The 24,202-nt window shown below is 69.8% G+C and carries 24 protein-coding genes; 19 read left to right on the plus strand and 5 right to left on the minus strand.

The features are described 5' to 3' along the window. Positions 1-8 precede the first annotated feature (8 nt). The 3 genes from RS86_RS06745 to mshB all read right to left on the minus strand — a co-directional run bounded on the left by RS86_RS06745 (position 9) and on the right by mshB (position 3,180). Complete coding sequence (locus RS86_RS06745; RefSeq protein ID WP_052680119.1) at positions 9-1,106, minus strand: extracellular solute-binding protein; 1,098 nt, start codon at positions 1,104-1,106, stop codon at positions 9-11. A gap of 71 nt (positions 1,107-1,177) precedes the next feature. Further along, on the minus strand, positions 1,178-2,296 hold the full coding sequence (locus tag RS86_RS06750; RefSeq protein ID WP_045271461.1) for an ROK family transcriptional regulator: 1,119 nt from the start codon (positions 2,294-2,296) through the stop codon (positions 1,178-1,180). Then, positions 2,296-3,180 (minus strand): N-acetyl-1-D-myo-inositol-2-amino-2-deoxy-alpha-D-glucopyranoside deacetylase, encoded by an 885-nt coding sequence (gene mshB, locus RS86_RS06755; RefSeq protein WP_045271462.1) that lies wholly within the window; start codon positions 3,178-3,180, stop codon positions 2,296-2,298. The genes RS86_RS06750 and mshB overlap by 1 nt, the downstream gene beginning before the upstream one ends. A gap of 154 nt (positions 3,181-3,334) precedes the next feature. On the opposite strand from mshB, the gene RS86_RS06760 reads away from it, so the two are divergent. The 3 genes from RS86_RS06760 (at position 3,335) to RS86_RS06770 (ending at position 6,020) form a co-directional block, all read left to right on the plus strand. After that, the gene (locus RS86_RS06760) at positions 3,335-4,267 is read left to right on the plus strand and encodes a metal ABC transporter solute-binding protein, Zn/Mn family (RefSeq protein WP_045271463.1); all 933 of its coding nucleotides are present in this window, start codon (positions 3,335-3,337) and stop codon (positions 4,265-4,267) included. Positions 4,268-4,329: 62 nt separating this feature from the next. Continuing rightward, positions 4,330-5,136: a metal ABC transporter ATP-binding protein gene (locus tag RS86_RS06765; protein ID WP_235281677.1), complete on the plus strand. Its 807-nt coding sequence runs from the start codon at positions 4,330-4,332 to the stop codon at positions 5,134-5,136. Next, a complete protein-coding gene (locus tag RS86_RS06770) occupies positions 5,133-6,020 on the plus strand; it encodes a metal ABC transporter permease (RefSeq protein WP_045271465.1) in 888 nt (295 codons plus the stop codon). Before RS86_RS06765 ends, RS86_RS06770 begins: the two co-directional genes overlap by 4 nt. Before the next feature lie 30 nt (positions 6,021-6,050). Here the strand turns inward: RS86_RS06770 and RS86_RS06775 are convergent, their stop codons facing one another. Further along, complete coding sequence (locus tag RS86_RS06775; protein ID WP_419177695.1) at positions 6,051-6,455, minus strand: DUF899 family protein; 405 nt, start codon at positions 6,453-6,455, stop codon at positions 6,051-6,053. Here RS86_RS06775 and RS86_RS20930 point away from each other — a divergent pair. The 15 genes from RS86_RS20930 (at position 6,387) to RS86_RS06850 (ending at position 21,487) form a co-directional block, all read left to right on the plus strand. Then, positions 6,387-6,575 (plus strand): hypothetical protein, encoded by a 189-nt coding sequence (locus RS86_RS20930; RefSeq protein ID WP_235281670.1) that lies wholly within the window; start codon positions 6,387-6,389, stop codon positions 6,573-6,575. The two genes, RS86_RS06775 and RS86_RS20930, sit on opposite strands and share 69 nt — an antisense overlap. A gap of 238 nt (positions 6,576-6,813) precedes the next feature. Continuing rightward, entirely contained in the window at positions 6,814-7,800 is a 987-nt protein-coding gene (locus tag RS86_RS21080) for a hypothetical protein (protein ID WP_052680120.1), read from the plus strand. A 369-nt stretch (positions 7,801-8,169) separates the two neighbouring features. Then, the gene (locus RS86_RS06790) at positions 8,170-9,834 is read left to right on the plus strand and encodes a helix-turn-helix transcriptional regulator (protein ID WP_082076633.1); all 1,665 of its coding nucleotides are present in this window, start codon (positions 8,170-8,172) and stop codon (positions 9,832-9,834) included. Positions 9,835-10,090: 256 nt separating this feature from the next. Beyond that, the gene (locus RS86_RS06795) at positions 10,091-10,999 is read left to right on the plus strand and encodes a helix-turn-helix domain-containing protein (protein WP_160299674.1); all 909 of its coding nucleotides are present in this window, start codon (positions 10,091-10,093) and stop codon (positions 10,997-10,999) included. Positions 11,000-11,218: 219 nt separating this feature from the next. Then, positions 11,219-12,526: a cell division initiation protein gene (locus RS86_RS06800; protein WP_200892759.1), complete on the plus strand. Its 1,308-nt coding sequence runs from the start codon at positions 11,219-11,221 to the stop codon at positions 12,524-12,526. Between the two features lie 118 nt (positions 12,527-12,644). Next, positions 12,645-13,046, plus strand: coding sequence for a Fur family transcriptional regulator (locus tag RS86_RS06805; RefSeq protein WP_045271468.1), 402 nt, complete (start codon positions 12,645-12,647; stop codon positions 13,044-13,046). Positions 13,047-13,140: 94 nt separating this feature from the next. After that, complete coding sequence (locus RS86_RS06810) at positions 13,141-14,127, plus strand: permease (RefSeq protein ID WP_045271535.1); 987 nt, start codon at positions 13,141-13,143, stop codon at positions 14,125-14,127. Continuing rightward, entirely contained in the window at positions 14,120-14,935 is an 816-nt protein-coding gene (locus tag RS86_RS06815) for a TIGR03943 family putative permease subunit (protein ID WP_045271469.1), read from the plus strand. Before RS86_RS06810 ends, RS86_RS06815 begins: the two co-directional genes overlap by 8 nt. Beyond that, positions 14,925-16,697 (plus strand): TolB family protein, encoded by a 1,773-nt coding sequence (locus RS86_RS06820; RefSeq protein ID WP_052680121.1) that lies wholly within the window; start codon positions 14,925-14,927, stop codon positions 16,695-16,697. Before RS86_RS06815 ends, RS86_RS06820 begins: the two co-directional genes overlap by 11 nt. After that, complete coding sequence (locus RS86_RS06825) at positions 16,697-17,449, plus strand: DNA-3-methyladenine glycosylase (protein ID WP_045271537.1); 753 nt, start codon at positions 16,697-16,699, stop codon at positions 17,447-17,449. Before RS86_RS06820 ends, RS86_RS06825 begins: the two co-directional genes overlap by 1 nt. 147 nt (positions 17,450-17,596) lie before the next feature. Beyond that, complete coding sequence (rpmB, locus tag RS86_RS06830; protein WP_045271470.1) at positions 17,597-17,833, plus strand: 50S ribosomal protein L28; 237 nt, start codon at positions 17,597-17,599, stop codon at positions 17,831-17,833. After that, positions 17,833-18,003 (plus strand): 50S ribosomal protein L33, encoded by a 171-nt coding sequence (rpmG, locus tag RS86_RS06835; protein ID WP_045250846.1) that lies wholly within the window; start codon positions 17,833-17,835, stop codon positions 18,001-18,003. Before rpmB ends, rpmG begins: the two co-directional genes overlap by 1 nt. 3 nt (positions 18,004-18,006) lie before the next feature. Continuing rightward, positions 18,007-18,312: a 30S ribosomal protein S14 gene (rpsN, locus tag RS86_RS06840; RefSeq protein ID WP_045250847.1), complete on the plus strand. Its 306-nt coding sequence runs from the start codon at positions 18,007-18,009 to the stop codon at positions 18,310-18,312. A gap of 322 nt (positions 18,313-18,634) precedes the next feature. Beyond that, positions 18,635-18,922, plus strand: coding sequence for an HU family DNA-binding protein (locus tag RS86_RS06845; RefSeq protein ID WP_045250850.1), 288 nt, complete (start codon positions 18,635-18,637; stop codon positions 18,920-18,922). A gap of 525 nt (positions 18,923-19,447) precedes the next feature. Next, the gene (locus tag RS86_RS06850; RefSeq protein ID WP_082076646.1) at positions 19,448-21,487 is read left to right on the plus strand and encodes a cytochrome c oxidase assembly protein; all 2,040 of its coding nucleotides are present in this window, start codon (positions 19,448-19,450) and stop codon (positions 21,485-21,487) included. Positions 21,488-21,496: 9 nt separating this feature from the next. On the opposite strand, the gene RS86_RS06855 is transcribed toward RS86_RS06850, so the two are convergent. Next, positions 21,497-22,615 carry a hypothetical protein gene (locus RS86_RS06855; RefSeq protein ID WP_045271471.1) on the minus strand — a complete coding sequence of 373 codons (1,119 nt, stop codon included), beginning with the start codon at positions 22,613-22,615 and terminating at the stop codon, positions 21,497-21,499. 189 nt (positions 22,616-22,804) lie between these two features. On the opposite strand from RS86_RS06855, the gene RS86_RS06860 reads away from it, so the two are divergent. After that, positions 22,805-24,187, plus strand: a complete 1,383-nt coding sequence (locus tag RS86_RS06860; RefSeq protein ID WP_045271472.1) for an ATP-dependent DNA helicase — start codon at positions 22,805-22,807, stop codon at positions 24,185-24,187. The last annotated feature ends 15 nt before the right edge of the window (positions 24,188-24,202 follow it).

Raw genomic sequence — 24,202 nt, forward strand, 5'->3', positions numbered from 1 at the left:
GCGTCAGATCAGCCCTTGTCCTTGATGTTGTCGGCCCAGTAGGTCATCCACTCGCTCTGGTGGTCGGCGAACACCTTCCAGTCGATCTTCATCTCGTTGATCTTGAAGTCCTTCATCCAGGTCGGCTGCTTGTCCTTCGGGATGTCCATCGCGGGGATCTGGTAGTAGTCGGTCGCGAGCTTCGCCTGCATCCCCGGCTCCATCAGGAAGTCCATGAACGACTTGGAGGCGGATGCCTGCTTCGCGTTCTTGATGATGCCGACGCCGTCGACGAGCACGGGAGCGCCCGACTTCGGCATGATGTAGCCCCACGGGCGGTTGTTCTTGAGCGGCTGGATCAGCGCGTCCTGCATGTTCCAGACCGTGACCTGACCGGTGCCCTGGTCGAGCTGGGTGTACATGTCGTCGGGGTTGGCGGCGTACGAGACGGTGTTGGCGTCGATCTTCTTCAGGAGGTCGTAGCCGGCCTCTGGCTTGCCGTCCTTCGCGAACGCCGAGTAGACCATCGAGGCGTAGATCGTGCGCATCGTGCCGGAGGGCATGACGTCGCGGATGACGATCTTGTCCTTCCACTCGGGGCTCGCGAGGTCCGCCCAATCCTGCGGAGCGGTCTTCTCGGTGAGGAGGTCGGAGTTGTAGATGATGACCTCCGGCAGCAGCATCTCCGCCGTCCAGCGGTTCTCGGGGTCCTTGTACTTGTCCGGAACGCCCTTGTCGTTCTTCGGCGTGTACGCGTCGAGCAGCCCCTCGGAGGCGGCCTGCTCGAACTGCTGCTGGGTGCCGCCCCAGAGGAAGCCCGCCTGCGGGTTGCCCTTCTCGGCGCGGACCCGGTCGAGGTTGTCCTGTGCGCCGGCGATGACCGTCTGCACCTTGCCCTTGTACTCGGGGAACTTCTTCTCGAACTCGCCCACGACCCAGGCGACCTCGTCCTTGTCGCGCCCGGTGTAGATCGTGAGGCCTTCGCTCGGCGCATCCGTGGCGGACGCCTTGGTCTGGGTCGGCTTCGCAGCGCTGACGTCGCCGGCGCAGCCCGAGAGCAGCAGTGCTCCGGCGGAGGCGAGGCCCGCGGCGGCGAGCAGGGGTCGGGTGATCTTGTGTGCCTTCATTTGTCTTCCTCGTCGAAGTGGTGCGGCGGGTGCCGCGGATCGGGTGGGGTTCGGGGGAATGGGGGATGCGATCAGAGGCCTCCCGTGAGCAGCTGCTGCCAGCAGCGGTTCACCGCCGAGTCGAGCACCGCGTTCGGATTCGCGCGGGCGGCTCTGACGTCGGGGGCGAACGGGAGATTCCTGCGGACGGGCTCGAGCATCTCCGCGTGGTCCTCCGGACGGAAGGCCCTTGCGTGCCCGCCGAGCAGGATCACGTGCGGATCGAGGATGGCGGTGATGACCGCGATCGCGTGCGAGAACGAGGCGAGGATCTCCGTGCGGAGGGTCTGGGCCGCGGGATCGCCGGCGTCCGCCAGCGCGAGCAGGCGGTCCACGGCCTGTCCGCCGATGTCGTGGCCGGCGGCCTCGAGCCGCGCCGCGATGGCGATCGTGGAGGTGGAGTCCTCGAAGTCGGTGCGATCGGTGGCGCTGAGCGGGAAGAGCCCGATCTCGCCCGCGGCGCCGTGGTCGCCCTCGATGAGACGGCCGCCCGCGATGATGCCCGCGCCGATGCCGCGCTCGCCGAGGTAGAGATAGACGGCGTTGCGGCCGGCGCGCAGGTCGAGGCTGCGGCGTTCGGAGGCCATCATGAGGTTCACGTCGTTGTCGATCGTGACGACGGTCCCGAAGCGGTCGCGCAGCATGGTGCGCAGCGGCACCACCGACTCCCAGCCGAGATCGGGAGCCGCGCTCACGTCGCCGGTCTCCGCGTCGACCACGCCCGGCACCGCGACGCCGATGGCCAGGAGGTGCGGCGTGCGCTCGACCAGGCCCGCGACGAGCTCGATGATGGCGGCCGGGTCGACCCGGCCCGACGTCGCGGGCGCGACGGTCTCGGCGATCACGCCGCCGTGCAGGTTGATGCTGCGGGCCCGCAGCGAGTCCGAGGCGCAGGAGACGGATAGCAGTGCTCCGTAGTCGCGCACCACCTCGAGCTGCACGGGCGGGCGGCCGATGCTCTGGGCCTGGTTGCCGACCTCGCGCAGCACGCCGTCATCCAGAAGGCTGCGCACGACGCGGGTGATGAGGGAGGAGCTGACGCCGAACTGCTCGACGAGGTCGGTGCGGCTCTTGCGCTGCTCGTGCAGGGCGCCCACGATGCGGGCGCGCTGGGTGCGACGGTCGTCGAGCGCGAGGGTCGGGCGCGCCATCATCGCGCCGCCACGGGCAGCAGCTCGGTCTCGTAGTCCGCGGACGTGCGGTGCCCGCCCTTCACGCGGATGAACCACTCGCGATCCTGGATACGCATCCCCCGCCCGGAGGCGAGCACCCAGTACGGGCCCTTCACGGTGAGCTGCGTGCGATGGCAGTCGAGGGCGGCCGCCTTCGCGTCGAGGTGCGCCGACACGTCGAACTCGACGTCGATCTCCTCGTCGTCGTGCACGCCGTCGGGGTACTCGGCCGGATCCGGGTCGACCCACAGCCCGAGTTCGTCCGCGTGCGTGGCGAGGGCGGTCAGCTCGTCGACGATCAGGCGACGGGGCACGGCCGTCCAGTAGACGGCCGGCACGTCCCACACCGGGCCGTCGAGTGCGGCATCGGGGTCGGCGGCGAGCTCGACGCCGCGCATCGCGACGCGGTGGGTCTGGATGTGATCGGGGTGCCCGTAGCCGCCGTTCGGGTCGTAGGTGATGACGACCTGAGGGCGGACCTCGCGGATGATCTCCGCCATGAGCAGCCCCGCCTCATCGAGGTCGGCCTGCCAGAAGGCGTCGGCGCGGTCGTTGGCGGCGATCCCCATCCGCCCGGAATCGCGGAAGCGGCCCGGCCCGCCGAGGTAGCGGTGGTCCGCCACGCCGAGCGCGGACATCGCCGCGTCGAGCTCGCGTGCACGCTCCGGGCCGAGCGCGTCGTCCTGGTCGACGTGCAGGTGCGACAGCTCGGGGACGGCGATCCGGCCCTGCTCGCCCTGCGTCGACGTCACCACGGTCACGCCGTGCCCTTCGGCGACCAGCCGCGCGATCGTTCCCCCCGTCGCGCAGCTCTCATCGTCGGGATGAGCGTGCGCGAGCAGGACGTGGGATCCGTTCGCCATGGGTGATCTCCTCTGATCTTCGAGCCCGGCGCCGTCGGCGAGGCGAATTAGATTCTGACAGCAAGAATCAAAGTGGAGCCAGACCGGAAAATAAGTCGGATCCCGCGGGTGGTCCGTTTTGATAATGATTCTCATTTAACGTAGGGTCGAGGACATGACCAAGCCCCTCGCCGCCCTCGCCCTCGCCGCCGCCTCGCTCCTCGCGCTCGCGGGATGCTCCGCAACGACGGCGGCGGGATCGCCTACCGGGGGTTCCGCGGACCGGATCCCGGTGACGGCTTCGACGAATGTCTGGGGCGACGTGGCGAAGCAGATCGGCGGCGACCACGTCGAGGTCACTTCGGTCATCGACTCGCTCTCCAAGGATCCGCACGAGTACGAGGTGACCGCGGCCGACCAGCTCACGGTCAGCAAGGCGAAGCTCGTCCTGGAGAACGGCGGAGGGTACGACGCGTTCATGGGGGACCTCGTCGCGAAGGCCGCCGACTCGGTGCCGGTCGTCTCCGCCGTCACGTTCGCCCCGGGCTGGCCGAAGGGCGAGGACGGCGCCAAGACGGTCGAGGGCTTCAACGAGCACGTCTGGTACTCGACCGCGGTCGTGGACGACGTGGCCAAGAAGATCGCCGACGAGCTGGGCGCGATCGCCCCCGCGCACAAAGCCGACTTCGAGAAGAACCTCGCCTCCTTCGAGGAGGGGCTGAAGGGCCTGGATGCGAAGCTCGCCGCGATCAAGGGCGCGCATGACGGCTCCAAGATCTTCGTGACGGAGCCCGTGCCGCTCTACCTCACCGAGGCGGCAGGGCTGGTGAACGTCACACCCGACGCGTTCAGCCACGCGGTCGAGGAGGGACAGGACGTGCCGCCGGCGACCCTGCTCGAAGCCACGAAGCTCATCGACTCCGGCGACGTGAAGGTGCTCTTCGCCAACGCGCAGACCGGCGGCGCCGAGACCACGCGCGTGATCGATGCGGCCAAGGGCAAGGGCATCCCCGTGCAGGAGGTCACCGAGCTCGTCCCTGACGGCAAGACCTACCTGACCTGGATGCAGGACAACATCGAGACTCTGACCCGTAATCTCGACAAGTGACCTTCTCCTCCGACGCCACGCGGGCCGGGACGGCGTCCGACGGGACGTCCGCTCCGGCGCCCGTGCTGCAGATCCGTGGCGCCGCGATCCACCGCGGCGACCGGGAGCTCTGGAGCGGACTCGACCTCGACGTCGCCCCCGGTGAGCTCGTCGCCGTGCTCGGGCCGAGCGGCACGGGGAAGACCACGCTGCTGCGGGCGATCCTGGGGCTCCAGCCGCTGTCCGCGGGGACCGTGGTCGCGCTCGGAGAACCGGTGCGACGCCGCGGCAGCCGCCGCATCGGGTACCTGCCGCAGGCAAGGCCCCTGCCCGCCGAGACCTCGATGCGGGGGCGGGATCTCGTCGCGCTCGGCGTGGACGGGCACCGCTTCGGCCTTCCGTTCCCGCGCCGCGGCGACAGGGCCCACGTCGATGCGCTCATCGACGCGGTCGGCGCCCGCGACTTCGCGGACCGTCCGGTCGGCGTGCTCTCCGGCGGCGAGCAGCAGAGGCTGCGCGTCGGACAGGCGCTCGCGGACGATCCGCGCCTGCTGCTCTGCGACGAGCCCCTCACGAGTCTCGACCTCGCGAATCAGCAGGCGGTGACCGGGCTCATCGACGCGCATCGCCGCACGGGAGCCGGCGTGCTGCTCGTGACCCACGACATCAACCCGGTGCTCGACATCGTCGACAGGATCCTCTACATCGCGAACGGGCGGTTCACGCTCGGCACCCCGCGCGAGGTGCTGACCACACGGGTGCTGAGCGCGCTCTATGGCGCGCCCGTGTTCGTGCAGGAGGTCGGCGGCCGGCTCGTGGTCGTCGGCGCCCCCGACGCGGAGATCGCCGCGCACCACCACGAGCACGACGACCACGAGGACGGCGCATGAACATCGACGACATCGGCCAGGCGATGTTCGGCGGCCTCTCGCAGTACGGCGAGATCCTCGGGCTCGTCTCGAACTCGGTGTGGGCCGGCGCGATCCTCGGCCTCGTCGGCGGACTCATCGGGGTCTTCGTGATGCAGCGCGACATGGCGTTCGCGGTGCACGGCATCAGCGAGCTCTCGTTCGCGGGTGCCGCCGCGGCGCTGCTGTTCGGCGTCGACGTGATCGCCGGATCGATCGTGGGATCGCTCCTCGCTGCGGCGATCATCGGGTGGCTGGGCGCCCGCGCTCGCGACCGCAACTCGATCATCGGCGTGCTGATGCCCTTCGGGCTGGGCCTCGGGATCCTCTGCCTGTCGCTCTACAGCGGCCGCGCGGCCGGACGGTTCAGCCTGCTCACCGGGCAGATCGTCTCGGTGCAGTCGACCCAGCTCGGCTGGCTGGCCGCGATCTGCGCCGTCGTGCTCGTCGGGCTGCTCCTCATCTGGCGGCCGTTGCGCTTCGAGTCGCTCGATCCGCAGTCCGCGGCCGCGCGCGGCGTGCCCACGGTCGGCGTCTCGTTCGCGTTCATGCTGCTGCTCGGGCTCGTGGTCGCCGTCGCCGTGCACATCATCGGCGCGCTGCTCGTGATGGCGCTCGTGGTGACGCCCGCGGCCGCTGCGATGCGGATCCGCTCCGGCCCCATCGCGGTGCCGCTGCTCGCGGCGCTCTTCGGTCTGGTCTCGGCCGTCGGCGGAATTCTGCTCGCCGTCATGGGCACGCTTCCGGTGAGCCCGTACATCACGACGATCTCGTTCGCGATCTACCTCGTCTGCCGCATCGTGGGCGCCCGTCAGGAGCGGGTCGTGCGGCTCTCCCCCCGCGTCTCGGAGGGGGCCGTCGCGTGACCCGCGTGCACTCCGCGCCGCGGCGCTGTGTCAGGCGCGGGCGTCGCCGTACATCGCGGCCACGTCCTGCGAGGTCAACCAGCGGGAGTATGTCGGATCCTGCGGCCAGCCCTCCGGCACGTCCTGCCACTGCTCCTGCCGTCCGTACGGGAGCACGTCGGAGATCGCGAACGAGACGCTGAACCGCTCGGCGCCCCTGCCGTTCGTGTGCCAGGTGCGGTAGACGTCATCGCCGTCGCGCAGGAACACGTTGAAGCCGAATCCCTCGCCGGGGCCGGAGTCCATGTCGGCGCCGAAGGCCGACTCCGCGGACGAGTACCAGGTCATCCGATTGCCGACGCGCTGACCGCCGCGCTCGATGATCTCGTGGTCGCCGGCGATCTCTCCGCGGCCAGCCGGGACGACGCCGCCTGGGCGTGCTGGGCCACCGTGCACGGCTTCGCGGAGCTCTGCCTGCGCGGACCGCTCGCGGGCGTGGAACGGGGGGAGCAGCGCCGTCGCGGAGCCATCGCGATCCGTGCCGTGATCGCCGGGATCCGATCCGGCAGCGCCTGACACCCCGGCGCGTGGCCGGCATCCGGAGGCGGTGCCGACGGCGCACTCGATCCACGGCGCGATGAGCGCGATCGTTCCGCGCCCACCCCGCGCGGCGGCCGACTGAGCTCTCCTGTGCCGTTTTATCCAGCGCCGGTTCGAATCATCCGATCGGAGCGTTCGAGGCGTGCCTGCGAATCAGCATGGACAGGGTCAACAGGGCTGCCGGGCAGCCGAACGATCTATAGGGGAGAACAAGATGACAGATTCGTCGACGCCGAGCAGCGTCAAGAGGCGGACCCTGATCAAGGGTGCGGCGTGGTCCGTTCCCGTGGTGGCGGCCGCGATCGCGGTTCCCGCGCATGCCGCGTCCGTCGCCGGGTGCACGCCAGGTCAGAAGTCCTTCACCGTCCCCAGCGCGACGGATGCTGCGGGCGGTCTCGAGAACTGGACGGTGCCGGCAGGCGTCACCGCCGTGAGCTATGTCGTGACCGGCGGCGCTGGAGGTTGGGCAAGTCACCTTCTCGGCGGTCATGGAGCTCGCGTGATCGGTACTCTGGCGGTCACCCCGGGGGATGTCCTCACCATCAATATCGGGCAGGGCGGGCTCGGCGGAGGCTCCCAGAACACGGGTGGTGGTGGCTTCGGTACCGGCGGCTCCACCACCATCAGCCCTGTGCCTGCATACCGCCTGCTCGGTGGAGGAGGCGGCGGGGCGTCCGCGATCGTCTTCAACGGCGCCCCACTGGTGGTAGCCGGCGGTGGCGGCGGCGCCGGCACCCTGGGATGGATCTACGGCACCTGGCCGACGGGCGGAGTGGGCGGGGATGCCGGCACTGACGGTGGTGCCGTGAGCGCCGATGGCTTCGTTGCTGGCGGCGGTCACGCCGATGGCACGGGTGGCGTTGCATCCGGCCCCTATCAGGAGACCACGGCCGGCCAGGCGGCATCGGGACACAACGGCGCAGACGGGGTGGTCACCGGCCGACTCGGAGCCAACCGCACCGATGTCGAGTACATCGGAACCGGTGCGGGCGGTGGCGGCTATACGGGCGGCGGGTCCGGGGCCATCGCCTACATCGATGACAACGCGACCGATGTTCACAAGAACTATGGCGGCGCCGGCGCCGGCGGTGCAAGCTACGTGGCCAGCGGCGTCGCTGGCACGATCGACAACTCCGGCGGGGCCGCATCGGTTGCGGGAGTCCGCACGGCGGGAAGCGTCACGCTGAGCTGGAGCTGCTGATCGGCTGATCCCTCAACGCGGATCGGGGCGGGCGGTGCTCGGCAGCGCTCGCCCCGATCGGATCCGAGCGTCAGAGCGGTGAGAAGTCGGCGCGCAGGACTCCGCTCGCTCGCGGCCGTTGCGCTGACGGGGACGTCTTCGCCCACGATCGCGAGGCCGAGCGCCGCTCAAGCCGACCGCGCGGGATGCGGTTGGGCGGGGCGCGACGATCGTCGCGCCCCGCCGAGTCATCTACCGGCTCGAGGGCCATCGATGCGAACGGGCTGGGGACCCGACCTCTTCTTCTGCAACCGGCGCAGGACGCTGGGGACGCCTCCGCCTTTTCAAAAGATACTGAAGGGCGGGCTATTCGCGGGACATTCGTAGGAAATGGTCGAAGACTCGGACAAAGTGCGCCGGATAGTCGATCGGCGTGATCGGCGTGATCGGCGTGATCGGCGTGATCGGGTGAGCTGTCACCCGTTCGAGATACTGGAATATCCCAATCCGGGAAGTGGTGAGGTGCTCATGAACTACATCGCAACGCGAGCGCGGGAGGCGTCGCTCGCCGGCGATGACGATGCGCTCCTTGAGCTGCTCTCACTGCGACCGATCCAGCTCTGGTTCTCAGTGCCCCCGCCGGAGCTGTCCTTCATGCTCGGCGCCGTGGCCGAGGAGAAGCTTCACCGCAGCTTGGAAGCGACTCTCGTGCTGCACCTGCTCTCCATGGGCGAGGGAGGGCTTTCCTCGAGCCAGCTGTCGGCGGTCCGAGAGCTGCTCCCTCTCGAACGGCATCGTCACTGGATCGGCCTCATCGAGGGCGCCCAGGCCCGCCTCGTCGGTGATGTCGGGCATGCATATGGGATCCTCAGCGAACTGCCCGACGTGCGGGACTCCTCTCCGACCGTTCTGGACCCGACCCATGGCGCTCGCGCGTTCGCGATCGAGCAGGCCGCGATGACGGCAGCGCTGGCGGGGCGATTCCAGGATGCCTTGGCCCTTTACACGAGGTTGCTTCGTGTGCCGCCCTCCGAAGGCGTCGAGTTCTTCACACGCGAGGCGAACCTGCGGGCGGCGATGATCCACGGACTCTACGGCGACGCCTCTGTTGCGCGTTCGCACTTGGCCGAGGCGCGCCGCGTCCCCCGCTCGACCAGTTGGGCGGAGATGCAGCTCGACTCGGAGCAGAGTCTCGTCGAAGCGTTGCTCTCAGACGGGGATCCGGACGGCGCCTTCGATGCGGCGATGACGCTCACCTACGGGCAGATGGGCGAGATGTGGCCGTTCTACCTGCTGGCCCTGCAGAGGACAGGCATCATCGCGGGCAGGGGCGGCGAACTGTGCGAGCGCATACGCACGCTCCTCGCCAGCGGACTGGGCGACGGCGGAACCGGTCTACCGGGCAGCGTGCCGCAGACGATCCTGGCCCTCGACGCGTTGATGTGCGGCAACGTCGCGGGGGCGCGACGTGAGCAGGGGAACCCCGACGATCAGATGTGGCCTTCTCGCATCACGCAATGCTTGGTGGCGATCGCCTCAGGTGCGTCTCAGGCCGCGATCCGGCTCCTCCGCGACGCGCGGTCGATGACTGCGCATCTGACCCAGGCGGAGCGTCACCGGCTGCTCGTGCTGGCGCTCGCTTACCAAACGGTCGAAGACGAGGCGGCCCTTTCGAGCATCGTCGAGGTCTTGGCAGGGACGGATCAGACCCTGGGTGCGTTCGACCTCGCTGTCATGGAAGCGTTCGCCCCGCGATTGCTTGCCTTCGTGGGTCAATGCGGACCTGATCTGCTCCCCGCGGGGATGAGAATTCGTGCCGAGGGCGGCATCGACGTCCCCAATCTCAGCGCGAGCGAGCTGGAGATCCTCGAGCGGCTTGCGCGCGGTCTGACGCGCGAGCAGATCGCGAGAGAGCTGTTCCGCTCGCCGAACACCATCAAGACCCATCAGCGCTCTCTTTACCGCAAGCTCGGTGCGAAGTCGGCGAGGGAAGCTGTCGTGCGAGCCATCGAAGCCGGGTACATCTGGGGGCCTGGAGTCGGCGGCTCCTCCTGAATCCCTGTGATGGGGGCGAAGCATCTGCAGCGCGCGGAGGCCTCACGCTGCCGATGGGTGAATCAGAGGGTTAACTGGTTCGGCTTCGCGGGCTCGAGCTACCGGGGAATCGCAGAATCACCGAGGGGCTATCTGAGGGGCTCCGGGGATCAGGCGCCGTCGCGTGCCTATGGGGGTTGCAGTGTCTCTTGTCGATTTCGATCAGCCCGTGATCGGGCTGAGATCGTCACGTCCCGCGACGCGGTCGCGTGGCGGGATGTCATCATGCACGACACATGACCGGGCGTTCCAGGTCAACCGCTGGCACATCCAATGGGGTGACAGGCCACTGCCGCCGGGGCTCACGCGCCGGATGAATGATGCCGGCATCGAGTTCCGGCGGATCTCGGAGCCGGGGCCGGCGGTGCTGCGCCACGCGGTGGTGGGCGACGTCTGGCTTCTCAATCTGGCGACGCCCAAGGCGGAACTCACGGTGAACAAGCGGAAGGATCAGGTCCTCCTGCTGCTTGCCAACACCGGCGAGGTCGAGGTCGAGTCTGAAGAGCGTCCCGTCACTCGCGGCGACGGGACGCTCCTCTTCCTCTCCGGCACGGATGACGTGGTGATCAGCACCACGGGCCGGCGATCCGAGATCCTGGTCGTGGGGTTCCCTGAGGCCTTCGTCAAGGACCTCATCGTGGAGCGTTCCCCCGAGACGCGCACGTTTCCTCCTGCGGTGCTGAGCGGCCTCATCTACGCGGTCCTCTCCACGACCTGCGCGATGCCGGAGGGCACTTACGACAATGCGACGCACGTCCTAGGTGCCATGCGGGGCGTGTGTCGCGCTGCGGTCGCACAGATTCTGGGCTTCGAGACGATTCGTCCGCACGGCAGTGCGGACGTCGTCCGCAGCGCCCTCGAGATCATCGCCTCGAGATACCCGGAGCCGGATCTGTCGATCGACAAGATCGCACAAAGCCTGGGGATCTCACGGAGCACTCTTCACGCTGCCTTCAAAGAATCCGGCATGACACCGGCGGGCGAGCTGCGAAGGGTTCGCACCAGGGAGGCGCTGACGCTCCGGCGTTCCCATCCGCCGATGCCCATCCAGAGCGTGGTGAGCGCGGTCGGCTTCGGGTCGGTTGCGGCCGCCTATCGCGCGTTGCGCCGGATGGGCTCAGAGTGAAGGGGACCGCTCTGCCGCGTATCCCCCGCAGCCGGGGAACCCGCACTCGACCGGCCCTGTCGGCAGGGCGGAACCGCGGGTTAGGATCGTCAGGACTCGCGCGGATCGCGGCCCCCGCACCCAGGGATGCCGGACGACGCGATTCCCCCTCCGCATCCATCCCTCCCGGCGCATCCCCCCTGCCTGGGAGCAGGAGGGGCGAACAGAAAGGCGCCGCACGTGGCCGAGGCAACCGAGGATCGAGCAACCGAGGACAAGGCGCAGCAGGGCGATTTCTTCGATCAGCTGCTGGACAACCCGACGACGCAGCAGTCCTTCACGATCGGCTTCCGCGGCTACGACAAGACCGAGGTCGACGCGCACTTGACGGCCCTCAAGGAGGAGCTGCGCCGCGCTGCGGAGTCCGGCGCGAAGACCGACGCGCACCTGCGCGGCGAGCTCGACAAGGCGGCCGAGAAGCACCGCCAGGAGCTGGCGAAGGCCGCAGCCGCGCACGACAAGCGCGCGACGAAGCTCGAGTCCGACCTCGCGACGGCGAACGCGAAGGTCACCGAGTCGGCGCAGCAGATCCAGTCGCTGAGCACGGCGCTCGCCGGATCTCAGGAGGACATCGACGAGGCCACGTCCCGTTCGCAGTTCGAAACCGTGCTGCGCGTGGCGGAGGAGCAGGCGAGCGTCCTGATCCAGAACGCCGCGGTGCAGGCCGAGCGGCTGCTCGAAGCCGCGCGTGACGAGGCGGCCACGAAGCGCGCCGAGCTCGACGCGGATGTGGCCAGGATCACGGCGCAGGCCGAGCGCGACGCGGATCAGGTGCGGCTGAAGATGGAGACCGAGTTCACCGCGCACACCGCGCAGGTCGAGCGCGAGGCCGCGCATGCGGCCGAGAAGGTGAACCACGCCGAGCAGGAGGCGCACTCGATCCGCACCGAGGCGGAGAAGGGTGCGGCGGCGCTGCGCGCGATGGTCACCAGGGAGACGACGGATCTGCGTGTCTCGGCCGAGCGCGAGGTGCGCGAGATGAACGCGCGCGTGCTCGAGATGGAGGAGTCCCTCACGCGCCGGCAGGACGATGCGCAGCAGGAGTTCCTGGTGCTGCACAACCAGGCCGTCGCGCACGCGGAGCGGATCACCGCCGATGCGAACGAGCAGGTCTCCTCGTCGCTCGCGCACGCGGAGCGGATCTCGGCGAAGGCCGAGGACTACGAGCGCCTGATGCGCTCCCAGGCGAGCGCGATCGAAGCCGAGGCGCAGGTGCGCGCCAGGGAGACCCTTGACCGCGCCCGCACGAAGTCGCAGAAGATCGTCGACATGGTGACCGCGCACACCGGGAACGTCGTCCGTGATGCGGACGATCGTGCCCGTCAGCTGCGCTGGCAGCAGCAGCAGCTCACGAGCTTCATGGCCGAGGTGCGCGAGCTGATCCGCCCCGACGGCGCTCTCGGCAGCGAGGCATCCGGATCCGCTCCGGCCGCCCCCGCCGCCGAGACCGAGCCTTCCGGAGACGCTGAGGCCGCGTCCGCCGAGTGACCCTGCCCCGCGGTCGTTGAGCGACCCTGCCCCGGGCGCGGTCGGCCGGGGCAGGGCATCCAGCGGCTGGAAGGACTGCTCCCAGCCGTGGACCAGGGGGCGGCTCTAGACTCGGGGCATGGCCCAGCGGAACACGTGGCAGCGCGAACGCGTGCGCGAGGAGCTCTCCGACGTGCGCGGATTCGTGAGCGCGCAGTCCCTGCACCAGGCCCTGCGCGAGGCCAACACCGGCATCGGCCTGGCCACCGTCTACCGCGCCCTGGCCGGGCTCGCGGCCTCCGGCGAGGCCGACTCGCTGCAGAGTCCCGAGGGCGAGGCGCTGTACCGCGCGTGCAGCAGCGAAGGCCACCACCATCACCTGATCTGCCGTTCCTGCGGGATGACCGTCGAGATCGAGGCCACCGACGTCGAGCAGTGGGCGCAGCGCACCGCGGCCCTGCACGGCTTCCGCGATGCAGAGCACGTGGTCGACATCTTCGGACTGTGCGCGAGCTGCGCCAACGCCGCCGCGCAGGAGTGATCGTCGCGTGACCCTGACGACCCCTGGCCGCCGCGCGACCGCCGCGCGAGAAGGAGCGGAGACGCCGCACGCCCTGCGCGCCCCGAAGCCGCGGCTGTCCGGCCGCACGGCGCTCATCGGCGCGGCGATCGGCGCTGCCGTGGTCGCGGTCCTCGTCGCGATCGACGTGTTCGCGCCGCACCTGTTCTCCGCGCGGCTGCCCAACCGGCTCCAGGACGGGCTCACCCTCTCCCTGAGCGTGCTGTTCGAGGCGCTGCCGTTCGTGATCCTCGGCGTCCTGCTTTCGATCGTGGTCCAGGTGTGGCTGCCCGCGGGCGTGATCGAGCGGATCCTGCCGAAGCGCGGCTGGGCGCGACGGGCCGTGCTGTCGCTGCTGGGCATGCTCATCCCCGTGTGCGAGTGCGGCAACGTGCCGTTCGCGCGCGGGCTCATGATGCGGGGCCTGGGCCCTGCGGAGGCGCTGACCTTCCTCATGGCGGCGCCCATCGTCAACCCGATCGTGATCCTCACGACGCATGCGGCCTTCGGCTTCGACGGCGGAATCCTCGTGGCCCGTCTCGTCGGCGGCTACCTCGTGGCCAACCTGATCGGCTGGGTGTACAGCCGGCACCCGGATCCCGACGCGCTCCTCACGGCGCGGTTCCGGGACACCTGCGAGGTCGTCGTCCACGAGGAGGGATCCGGGGTCCGCCGGAGTCTGGCCCAGTTCCTCATCGAGCTGCGCGCCGTGATGCCCGCGCTGATCGTCGGATCGGCGCTCGCGGGCGCCGTGCAGGTGCTCGTGCCGCGCGACGTGCTGCTCGCGATCGGCTCGAACCCGCTGCTCTCGGTCGTCGCGATGATCGCGCTGGCCATCTCGGTGGCGATCTGCTCGAACATCGACTCGTTCTTCGCACTCTCCTTCGCCTCGACGTTCTCGCCGGGCGCGATCGTCGCCTTCCTCCTGGTCGGCCCGCTGGTCGACATCAAGATGATGGCGCTGCTGCGCACGACCTTCACCGCGCGCACCCTTGCCGGGATCGTCGGCATCGTGATCCTGTTCGGCTTCGCCCTGGGGATCGGGGTGAACGTCTTTGCCTGAGTCCACGACCGCGCACCGGCCCTCCCGCGCGCAGGCGCTCGGTACCCGCTGGCTCGGCGCCGGCCTGGCCGCGGCGCTCGCCGTCACGACGCTGGTGCTCGCCTTCGCCGGGCAGCTCACGCTCTACATCAGCCCCGAGACGGTGTGGTTCGCAGTCGCGGCGGCGATCGTGACGCTCATCGGCGCCGTGTGGTCGTGCATGCTGCCGCTCGGCGCGGAGCAGGACCACGGGCACGATCACGGAGACGCGGGACACGACGACCACGACCACGCGCCCGCCGCATCCGGCCGCCGCGTGCTGGGCGCCGTGGTGGGCGCGACCGGCGGAGTGATCGCGACGGGTGTCGTCGCGGGGGCGCTGCTGCTGCCGCCCGCCTCTCTCTCGGTCGACATGGCGATGCAGCGCGCGCCCGTGGGCAACGTGCTGTTCGCCGGCGCGGACAACGTCGCGCTCGGGGCGAACACCGACACCAGCACGTTCGGCGTGGGCGGCTGGGCCAGCGTGTTCGCCACGGGCAGCCGGCCGGAGAAGTACGACGGCTCCTCGGTGACGCTCACGGGCTTCCTCACCCCCAGCGGATCCGCGAAGGATCAGGCGCATCTGACCCGCATGGTCATCACGCACTGCGTGCTCGACGCGCAGCCGGCGTCGGTGCCGGTGCAGATCGGCGGGTGGCAGGGCCAGTACGCTGTGGGCGACTGGGTTCAGGTGAAGGGGACGGTCCGCGCGACAGCGGACGGCAAGCTCTCGATCGTGCCGGCCAGTGTGTCGAAGATCTCGGAGCCGAAGGACCCCTATGAGCACTGACGACGCGGATCGCCCCCTCACCCGCGCCGAGCTGCGCGCCCGCCGCGCGGCCGAAGAGGCCGCGGCTGCCGCGCCCGCCGTGCCGGAGGTTCCTCCCGCGGACGAGCCCGTCACGCGCTCCGCCGCGCCCGCGGAGGTCTTCGACCGGGCGCCGGGACCTCGTCGCACGCCGAACGGCGGATCCGAGCCGTCGACCGCATCCGAGAGCGTCCCCGAGGCCGATGTGGACCTGAGCCCCGTGCCGGCCGCAGAAGCGGTCACGAGTCCGGAACGGCCACCGGCCGAGGCCGCGGACGCCGAGATCTTCGATGCCGCCCCGGTCGCGGACGCCGCGCCGGATCCGCGGCTCGAGACGCCGGAGTGGCAGCCGCACCCCACGCCCTCGCCGGTCGCGCGCCGCCGCCGGTTCCCGCTGATCCTCGGCGCGGTGATCGGGGTGCTCGTCGTCGTGGTCGCCGGGTTCGGCGTGATCACGCTCCTGCAGGGACCGCGCGTCAGCGGCGTCAAGATCGACGCGCAGTCCGCGATCGACGCCTCCGGCACGCGCATGATCATCACGGCCAGCCAGCCGCTCGCGAAGGTGGATCCGAAGCAGGTCTCGGTGAGCCCCCAGGCGCCGTTCACGGTCGACACGTCGGGGCGCAACCTCGGGATCCGCTTCACCGTGCCGCTCGACGACGACACGAACTACACGGTCACCGTGAAGGACGCGACGGGAACGGACAAGCAGCGTCAGAGCACACTGCAGGCGAGCTTCCAGACGCCGAAGTCCACGATCTTCCTGCTGCAGCGCAACGCCAAGGGCGACGACACCATCTTCCTCACGGACCTCGGCGGCAAGAACGCCGTCCCGGTCGTGCAGCACGAGAAGATCGACGACTTCCGCGCGACCGCGGACCATCTCGTGGTGGCGACCGAGAAGGACGGGATCTCCGAGCTGCTCGTGATGGACCGGAAGGGCAAGAATCAGCGCGGACTCAAGCTCCCCGGCCCCGGGTTCCTCTCGAACCTGCAGGTGTCGGAGCGCGGCAATCTCGTCGGCTACACCTTCACGGACAAGGGCATCAGCGCCACCAGCGGCCGGGCGAGCATCCTGGTGACGCAGTCGCTCACCGGCGACGGGGATCCGCAGATCGTCAAGATCGGCGACAAGATGCCGAGCATCTCGCAGTGGGCGTTCGTGCCCGACTCCTCGTCTGTCCTGTTCATCGACTTCAGCGGCGCCCTGTTCGTCCAAGACCGTGCCGATGCGAAAGCGGCCCCGACCGCGCTCGGCTCCGCGCAGACCGTCGAGGGCATCTCCCGGGGCACCTACACGGCGATCGTCAGCCGGGGCAACGACCTCGTCGAGCTGAACCTCGCCGACGGATCCGAGAAGCCGCTGGCCGCATCGACCCCCGACTTCGGGGTGCCGGGGACCATCGCCCCGTTCCCCGGAGGGACGCTGCGCCAGGTCGCCACCCGCGACGCGAGCGGCCTGCCGACGGGGCAGATCGTCACGCGCGTGGACGACGACGGCAAGGCCACGAAGCTGTTCAGCGTCACCGGATCCGACGCGATCATGCAGGCCTGCCCCTCGCCGAGCGGGCAGTACAGCGCGATCGTGGTGGCGCCGAAGCTCGTGAACAACCCGTACGACCAGTCGCTGCTGCCGCTGCCGACCACGATGCAGACGCACATCGTCGATACGAAGACCGGCAAGGAGCTCGTGGTGCTGGCCGGCTTCGACCCGTCGTGGTGCGCGCAGGCCCCGCACCGCTGATGGCCGGCACCCGGCTGCCCTCCGTCGGCGACGGGCTGCGTCCCGCTCGCCGAGAGGACCTGCTGGCCCTGCCACTCGAGGTGGCGCCGCGCCTGCTCGGCGCCCGGCTGCGCACGATCGTGGACGGCGCGGCGGTGCAGCTGCGGATCACCGAGGTCGAGGCCTATCACGGCAAGGGCGCGGGGCCCGTTCCCGACCCCGGCTCGCACGCCCGGATGGGCCGCACCGCGCGCAACGCCACGATGTGGGGCGAACCGGGGCATCTGTACGTGTACCTCAGCCATGGCATCCACTCCTGCGTGAACGTGGTGTGCGGGCCCGACGGGGTGGCCGGCGGTGTGCTGCTCCGGGCCGGCGCGGTGGAGCTCGGTGTCGACCCGGCGGCGGAGCGGCGGGGGATCCGGCCTGGAGCCCGTTCCGAACTCGGCGCGACCCAGCTGCGCGACCTCGCCCGCGGTCCCGGCCGGTTCGGCCAGGCCTCGGGACTGCGGCACCCCCGCCACGACGGCATCGACGCGCTCACGGGCGCCGAGTGGGAGGGAGCCCGCGCCGAGCTGTGGCTCGCGGATCCGCTCGCCGAGGTCGCATCCGGTCCGCGGGTGGGGGTCGCGGGGCATGCCGGCACCGGTGCCTTCCCGTGGCGGTTCTGGATCCCCGGGGATCCGACGGTGTCCCCGTTCCGCTGGGGGCGGGGTGCCGCAGAGGCCGCCGCGGCGGCCGACACGCCCGGCATCGGATCCGTGCTAAAGTAGCTCTTTGTCTGCGCACACTCCTGTGCGCAGTTCGTATGCCTCCTCCCCGTTCCGGTCCTGAGCTCGTCGAAGGACAGCAGGGGAGAGGTGTGCAGACAAGGGATCTTGGGTGAGGCCGTCCGGCCTCACGGTAGAGAAGGAGTCATCATGGCAGCAGTGTGCCAGGTGACCGGTGCTGTTCCCGGCTTCGGTCACAACATTTCGCACTCGCACCGCCGGACGAAGCGCCGCTTCGACCCGAACGTGCAGAAGAAGACGTATTTTGTTCCGTCGCTCGGTCGCAAGATCACGCTGAACGTGTCCGCCAAGGGCATCAAGGTGATCGACGCCCGGGGTATCGAGAAGGTTGTTGCTGACCTCCAGGCGAAGGGTGTGAAGCTCTAATGGCCAAGAAGGCACAGGACATCCGTCCGATCATCAAGCTGCGTTCGACGGCAGGTACGGGTTACACCTACGTGACCAAGAAGAACCGTCGCAACACCCCCGACCGCCTCGTGCTGAAGAAGTACGACCCGGTGGTTCGCAAGCACGTCGAATTCCGAGAGGAGCGTTGATCCATGGCTAAGAAGAGCAAGATCGCGCGCAACGAGCAGCGCAAGGTCGTCGTCGAGCGTTACGCCGAGCGTCGCGCCGAGCTGAAGAAGACCCTGGTCGACCCGAACGCGACCGACGAGGCCCGTGAGGCCGCCCGCGTCGGCCTGCAGAAGCTTCCGCGCAACGCGTCGCCGGCGCGCGTCCGTTCGCGTGACGCCATCGACGGCCGCCCCCGTGGTGTCCTCACGAAGTTCGGCATCTCGCGTGTCCGCTTCCGTGACATGGCGCACCGCGGCGAGCTGCCCGGCGTGACCAAGTCGAGCTGGTAAGTCTTTCCAGACCCTGAGCCTGTCGAAGGGTTCAGGGAATCAGGGGCGGGGATCTTCGGATCCTCGCCCCTTCTGCGTGCCCGGATCCGGGGACCTTCCCGCCCGGATCCGGGGGAGCCCGATCGGCGGACACTGGATCCGACGTGTGACTGGAGTGACGGATGAGACGCGACACGCCGCCGTAAAACGTCAAAACCCGCGAAATGACGCGGAAAGCGGGGGTTTGGTTGATACATTCAAGGCGGTCGTTCGACCAACGGGGGGCATCCGCCCATCCGGAACTCTGATACGAAGCGACGGGATCCCGTCGCTGGAGGATGAAATGGCTGACAAGTCCATCACCAAGACCGAGCTCGTCGCGAGCATCGCCAGCGCCACCGGCCAGAGCCAGGCTGCCGTCTCCGGCGTTCTCGACGCCCTGTTCGCCACGGTCTCGGACGCTGTTGCCAAGGGCAGCAAGGTCTCGATCCCGGGCTGGATCTCCTTCGAGCAGGTCGCGACCGCTGCCCGCACGGGCCGCAACCCGCAGACCGGCGCCGAGATCAAGATCCCGGCCGGCAAGCGCGTCAAGGTGACCGCTGGTTCCAAGCTCAAGGCCGCCGTCAAGTAATTCGGCTTCGCCTCGCAGGGCCGTCCCTCCTCGGAGGGGCGGCCTTTCGCGTGCCCTGCCTCCCGGTTTGGGGCGCACTTCCTCGTTTTGGGGCGCGCGGCGACCGTGGAATCGGGCGTGGCGCGCCCCAAAACGTGGAAACGCGCCCCGAACCCGAGGTGCCCGGCCCCGGCCGAGGGTGACTGACCCGGAGCCAGAGCCAGAGCCAGAGCCAGAGCCTGACCGTACGGGACGCACCTACTCCGTTTTGGGGCGCGCTTCTCCGTTTTGGGGCGCGCGGCGACCGTGGAATCGGGCGTGACGCGCCCCAAAACGTGGGAACGAGCCCCGAACCCGAGGTGCCCGGCCCCCCGTCCCGCGACTCCGGCCATCCCGCCGAAGCCCGCTCCCGGCAGACCCCGAGCGACACCGGAATAGGGTGGAGGGGTGAATCGCCCCGCCACCGGGGTCCGCCCCGAGACCGGGTCGGATGCCGCCCGTTCTGCCCTGCCCGCCGGATCCCCGACCCTGCGCATCGCGGGTCCCGTGATCCTCGTCGGAGCCGGGATCCTCGCGGTCGTCGCCGGTCTCGCGTTCGGCGGGGGTGCGGCCCCGAACCTGCTGCTCGACCCCGGTCCCGTCGTGCGCTGGGGCCTCCCCGTCGTGAAGACGATCAGCAATCTGGGCGCGGCGGCGATGCTCGGATCCCTCGTACTCGCGCTCTTCTCGCTGCGCAGCGGGGCCCGCTCGTTCGAGATCGCGCTGGACACCGCGTCGATCGGCGCCGCCGTCTACACGGTCGCGAGCGCCGTGGCGGGCCTGTTCACGTTCCTGCAGACCCTCGGCGTGAAGCTCAGCGCGGGGCCGGAGTTCGGCGCACAGCTGGGCCGGTTCCTGCTCGAACTCCCGCTGGGGCAGGCGTGGCTGATGACCGTGCTCGCGGGCGCCGTCATCACGATCGCCGCCTTCGCCTTCCGCGGCTGGGCCGCCACGCTGCTCACCGCGATCCTCGCCGCCGCCTCCTTCGTCCCGCTCGCCACGCAGGGCCATGCGGGCGAGCTCAGCGGTCACGACGCCGCCGTGAACTCCCTGCTGCTCCACACGATCGGTGCGGCCGTCTGGATCGGCGGCCTCGTGCTGCTGATCGTGCTGCGCGGATCCCGCAGCGAGCTCGCCGACACCGGACGGGCGACCGCGAGCACGGCCGGAGCGACGGCGGCGAAGCCCGGCGCGAAGCCCGCGAAGAAGACGAAGGGCACGGCCCGCTTCGCGGACGTCGTGCGCCGCTACTCCTCCCTCGCCCTCGCCGCCTACATCGTGGTCGCCGTCTCCGGCGTCGCCCGCTCGATCGTCGCCGTGGGCGACTGGGCCGGCATGCTCACGCCGTACGGCGGCCTCATCATCGCGAAGGCGGTGGTGCTGATCCTGCTCGGCGTGCTCGGCGCCCGCTACCGCACCCGCCTGATCCCGAAACTCGAGGCGGGCGGATCCGGCCCGTTCTGGACGCTGGTGCTGCTGGAGCTCGCGCTCATGGGCATCGCCTCGGGCCTCGCCGCCGCGCTGTCGCGCACGGCTCCGCCCACCGGGCTCGAGGTGGCGACCGTGCGCACGCCGGCCGAGATCCTCACCGGATCCCCGCTGCCGCCCGAGCTCACCCCGATCCGCTGGATCACGGCGTGGAACATCGATCTCATCTGGGCGACCGCCGCGGCGTTCGGCATCGCGCTGTACGCGATCGGCGTGCTGCGGCTCCGCAAGCGCGGCGACTCGTGGCCGATCCACCGCACGGTCTTCTGGATCCTCGGCCTGCTGGGGCTGGTGTGGGTCACCGGCGGCGCGATCAACGCGTACCAGGAGACCCTGTTCAGCGTGCACATGCTCGGGCACATGATGCTGTCGATGGCGATCCCGCTGCTGCTCGTCGCGGGCGCGCCTGTCACCCTTGCGCTGCGCGCGATCGACAAGCGCGACGACGGCACCCGCGGAGGCCGGGAGTGGATCCTGTGGGCCGTGCACTCGCCGTTCTCGCGTGTGGTCACCAACCCGTTCGTGGCGGCGGCGATCTTCGTCCTGTCGCTGTGGGCGTTCTACTTCACCGACCTCGTGCGCTGGGCGATGACCGACCACATCGGGCACGAGTGGATGACGATGCACTTCCTCATCTCGGGGTACCTGTTCGTGCTGACCCTGGTCGGGGTGGATCCCGTTCCGCGCCGGCTCCCGTACGCGGGCCGGCTCATCACGCTCATCGCCGTGATGGCCACGCACGCGTTCTTCGGCATGGCGATCATGATGCAGTCGGGTCTGATGGTCGCCGAGTGGTTCGGGGCAATGGGGCGCGCCTGGGGTGCGACGCCGCTGCAGGATCAGTACGTCGGCGGTGGCGTGGCCTGGTCGGTGGGGGAGATCCCGACCCTGATCCTGGCCATCACGGTCGCGATCCAGTGGAGCCGCAGCGACGCGAAGGTGCAGAAGCGTCAGGACCGGGCCGCCGATCGCTCGGGCGACGCCGAACTCGCGGACTACAACGCGCGGCTCGCCGAGCTCGCCGAGAAGGACCGCCGCGCCGCCACCCGCGGGCGCTGAACGCGCGGATCAGCCCTCGGAGCCGGGGGGAGGTGCTGACTGCTCGGGCGACGTGATGCTGATCGAGGCGGATCCGTCGGGCAGGAACCGGATCGTGCCGTCCACGTCGAAAGGCACGTCCTGGTCGACGTGCGACACGGATCCGTCGTACAGCGACTTCACCTCGAGCTGCACGTGCGCGGTGGCCGGGGTGGGTGCGATCTTCCAGCCCTCGGCGTCCGGCTGCAGGGTGATGTCGGGGTTCGTGACCATGCTCCAGGTCGGACCGTCGATGACCCTGTTCGGCACCGCGTAGCCGAAGGGGCAGCCCGTGGGCTGCAGCACCTGCTGCGTCGTGCACTTGCTGAGGAACTCGTTGACGCGCTGCTGCACGATCTTGACGAAGGCCTCGGTGGGCGTGGCCTGCACATCCAGCGGCACGTCGGCGAGCGGCTTGTCGGCGAGCACGCCCATGCCCTTCGCGGTCGCCGTCGACGTCTTCACCGACACCGAGTAGAGCCCGGGGGAGAACACGAGCATCGGCACCGGGTCGAGCGCCGACGAGTCCGCGCCCTGCGCCGCGACCTGGCGGCGGTCGAGATCGAAGCCGTTCACGGAGAACCGGTCGGATCCACGCACCGTGAGGGAGATCACGGCGAGCGGGCTCTGCGCGAACTCCCATGCGGGGGCGACGCCGATCCAGCCGTCCTGGGCGACGCGGAACGTGGAGGATCCGAGGTGACCCCCGGCCTTGTACTGGACGGTGACCGAGGTGACGTCGCCGTCGGGGTGCTCATCGGTCACGGTGATGTCGGTGAGCGTGCCGAGCGCGTCGCGGCGCAGCAGCGCGTCGGAGGCGGAGCGGAAGGAGTCGCTGTCGAGGTCGCCGTGCGAGAGCGCGACACCGGGCAGCTGCAGCGCGTCGGCCGCTCGTCCCTCGCTGAGCAGCGTCAGATAGCGGGTGACGAACGCGGACGGGCTGTAGAACTCGCGGTACGCGGTGAGTCCGCCGGCCGCGAGCGCGCCGACCAGCACGACGCCCACGATCGAGAGCAGGACGAGGTCGGACCAGAGCGGGGCACGGCGCCGCGCAGCCCGCGCCCGGCGCGACCGCGCGCCTGGCGCCTGCACCCCCGCCGACTGCACCATGGCGCAAGTCTACGAAGAGCAGCCTGCAGGAACCCCGAGTGGCCCGCGCGCCCTCTTAGTCCGCCCTCTACCGCGAGACTCCAACTGGGCGACGAGACTGCATCCCACGCGCGCAGTCTCGTCGCCCAGTTGGAGTCTCGCGGTCAGAGAGGGGGGGTGGGGAAAGCGGCGCGGTAGACTCCGTAGACCGTGAGCACGCCGACCCTCTCCGCCGAACAGGAAGAACTGTTCCGGCTGATCGAGGACACCCGTGAGCACGTGTTCATCACCGGCCGCGCCGGCACCGGCAAGTCGACCCTGCTGCAGCACTTCGCCTACAACACGCAGAAGCAGATCGCCGTCTGCGCGCCGACCGGCGTCGCGGCGCTCAACGTCGAGGGGCAGACGATCCACTCGCTGTTCCGGCTGCCGATCGGCCTCATCGCCGACAGCGAGATCGACCAGTCGGATGCGACCCGCAAGATCCTGAACGCGATCGACACGCTCGTGATCGACGAGGTGTCGATGGTCAACGCGGATCTGATGGACGCGATCGACCGGTCGCTCCGTCAGGCGCGAGGACGCAGGGCCGAGGCGTTCGGCGGCGTGCAGGTCGTGATGTTCGGGGATCCGTATCAGCTGGCCCCCGTGCCGCCGCGCGGCGACGAGCTGCGCTACATCCAGGACCACTACCGCTCGTTCTGGTTCTTCGACGCGAAGGTCTGGACCGGGGGCGAGGCCACCGACGGGCTGCTGGACATCGGCACGCACGGCGCGACGCTGCACGTGCGGGAGCTCGTGCACATCCACCGGCAGTCCGACGCCGGGTTCAAGGCGATGCTGAATGCCGTGCGCTACGGGCGGGTGACCGCGGAGATCGCCGGCGCCCTCAACGACGCGGGAGCGCGGACGCCGCCGGATCCGGCCCCGGGCGAGATCCCCATGATCACCCTCGCGACGCGCAACGACATCGTGAACGGCATCAACGCCCGCCATCTCGCGGCTCTGCCCGGCAAGGTGCAGAAGGCCAGGGCGGACATCTCCGGCGACTTCGGCAGGGGTGACGCCAACTACCCGGCGGACCAGGAGCTGCAGCTCAAGGAGGGCGCGCAGGTGATGTTCCTGCGCAACGACATCTCCGCGATGCCGGATCCGCCGCGCTGGGTGAACGGCACGATCGGGACGGTCGTGCGGATCCTCGGCGACGCGGTGCGCGTGGAGATCGACGGCGAGGAGGTCGACGTCGAGCCGGCGGTCTGGGAGCGCTACCGCTACATCTACAACCCCGGCACGAAGACGCTCTCGCGCGAGGTGGTCGCCGAGTTCACCCAGTTCCCGCTGCGGCTGGCATGGGCGGTCACGATCCACAAGTCCCAGGGCAAGACGTACGAGCGGGCGGTCGTGGATCTCGGATCCGGGGCGTTCGCCCCCGGGCAGACCTACGTCGCGCTGTCGCGGCTGACCTCGATCGACGGGCTGTATCTCTCCCGCCCGCTGCGCCCCCGCGACATCCGCGTCGACGAGGACGTGCGCCGCTTCATGCGCGCCGCCTGGGAGGCGCGTCAGGGCGATTCCACGCCGCAGCTGCCGTAGCGTCGCTGATGGACG

This window comes from Microbacterium azadirachtae, from assembly GCF_000956505.1.
Classification (GTDB): Bacteria; Actinomycetota; Actinomycetes; order Actinomycetales; family Microbacteriaceae; genus Microbacterium; species Microbacterium azadirachtae_A.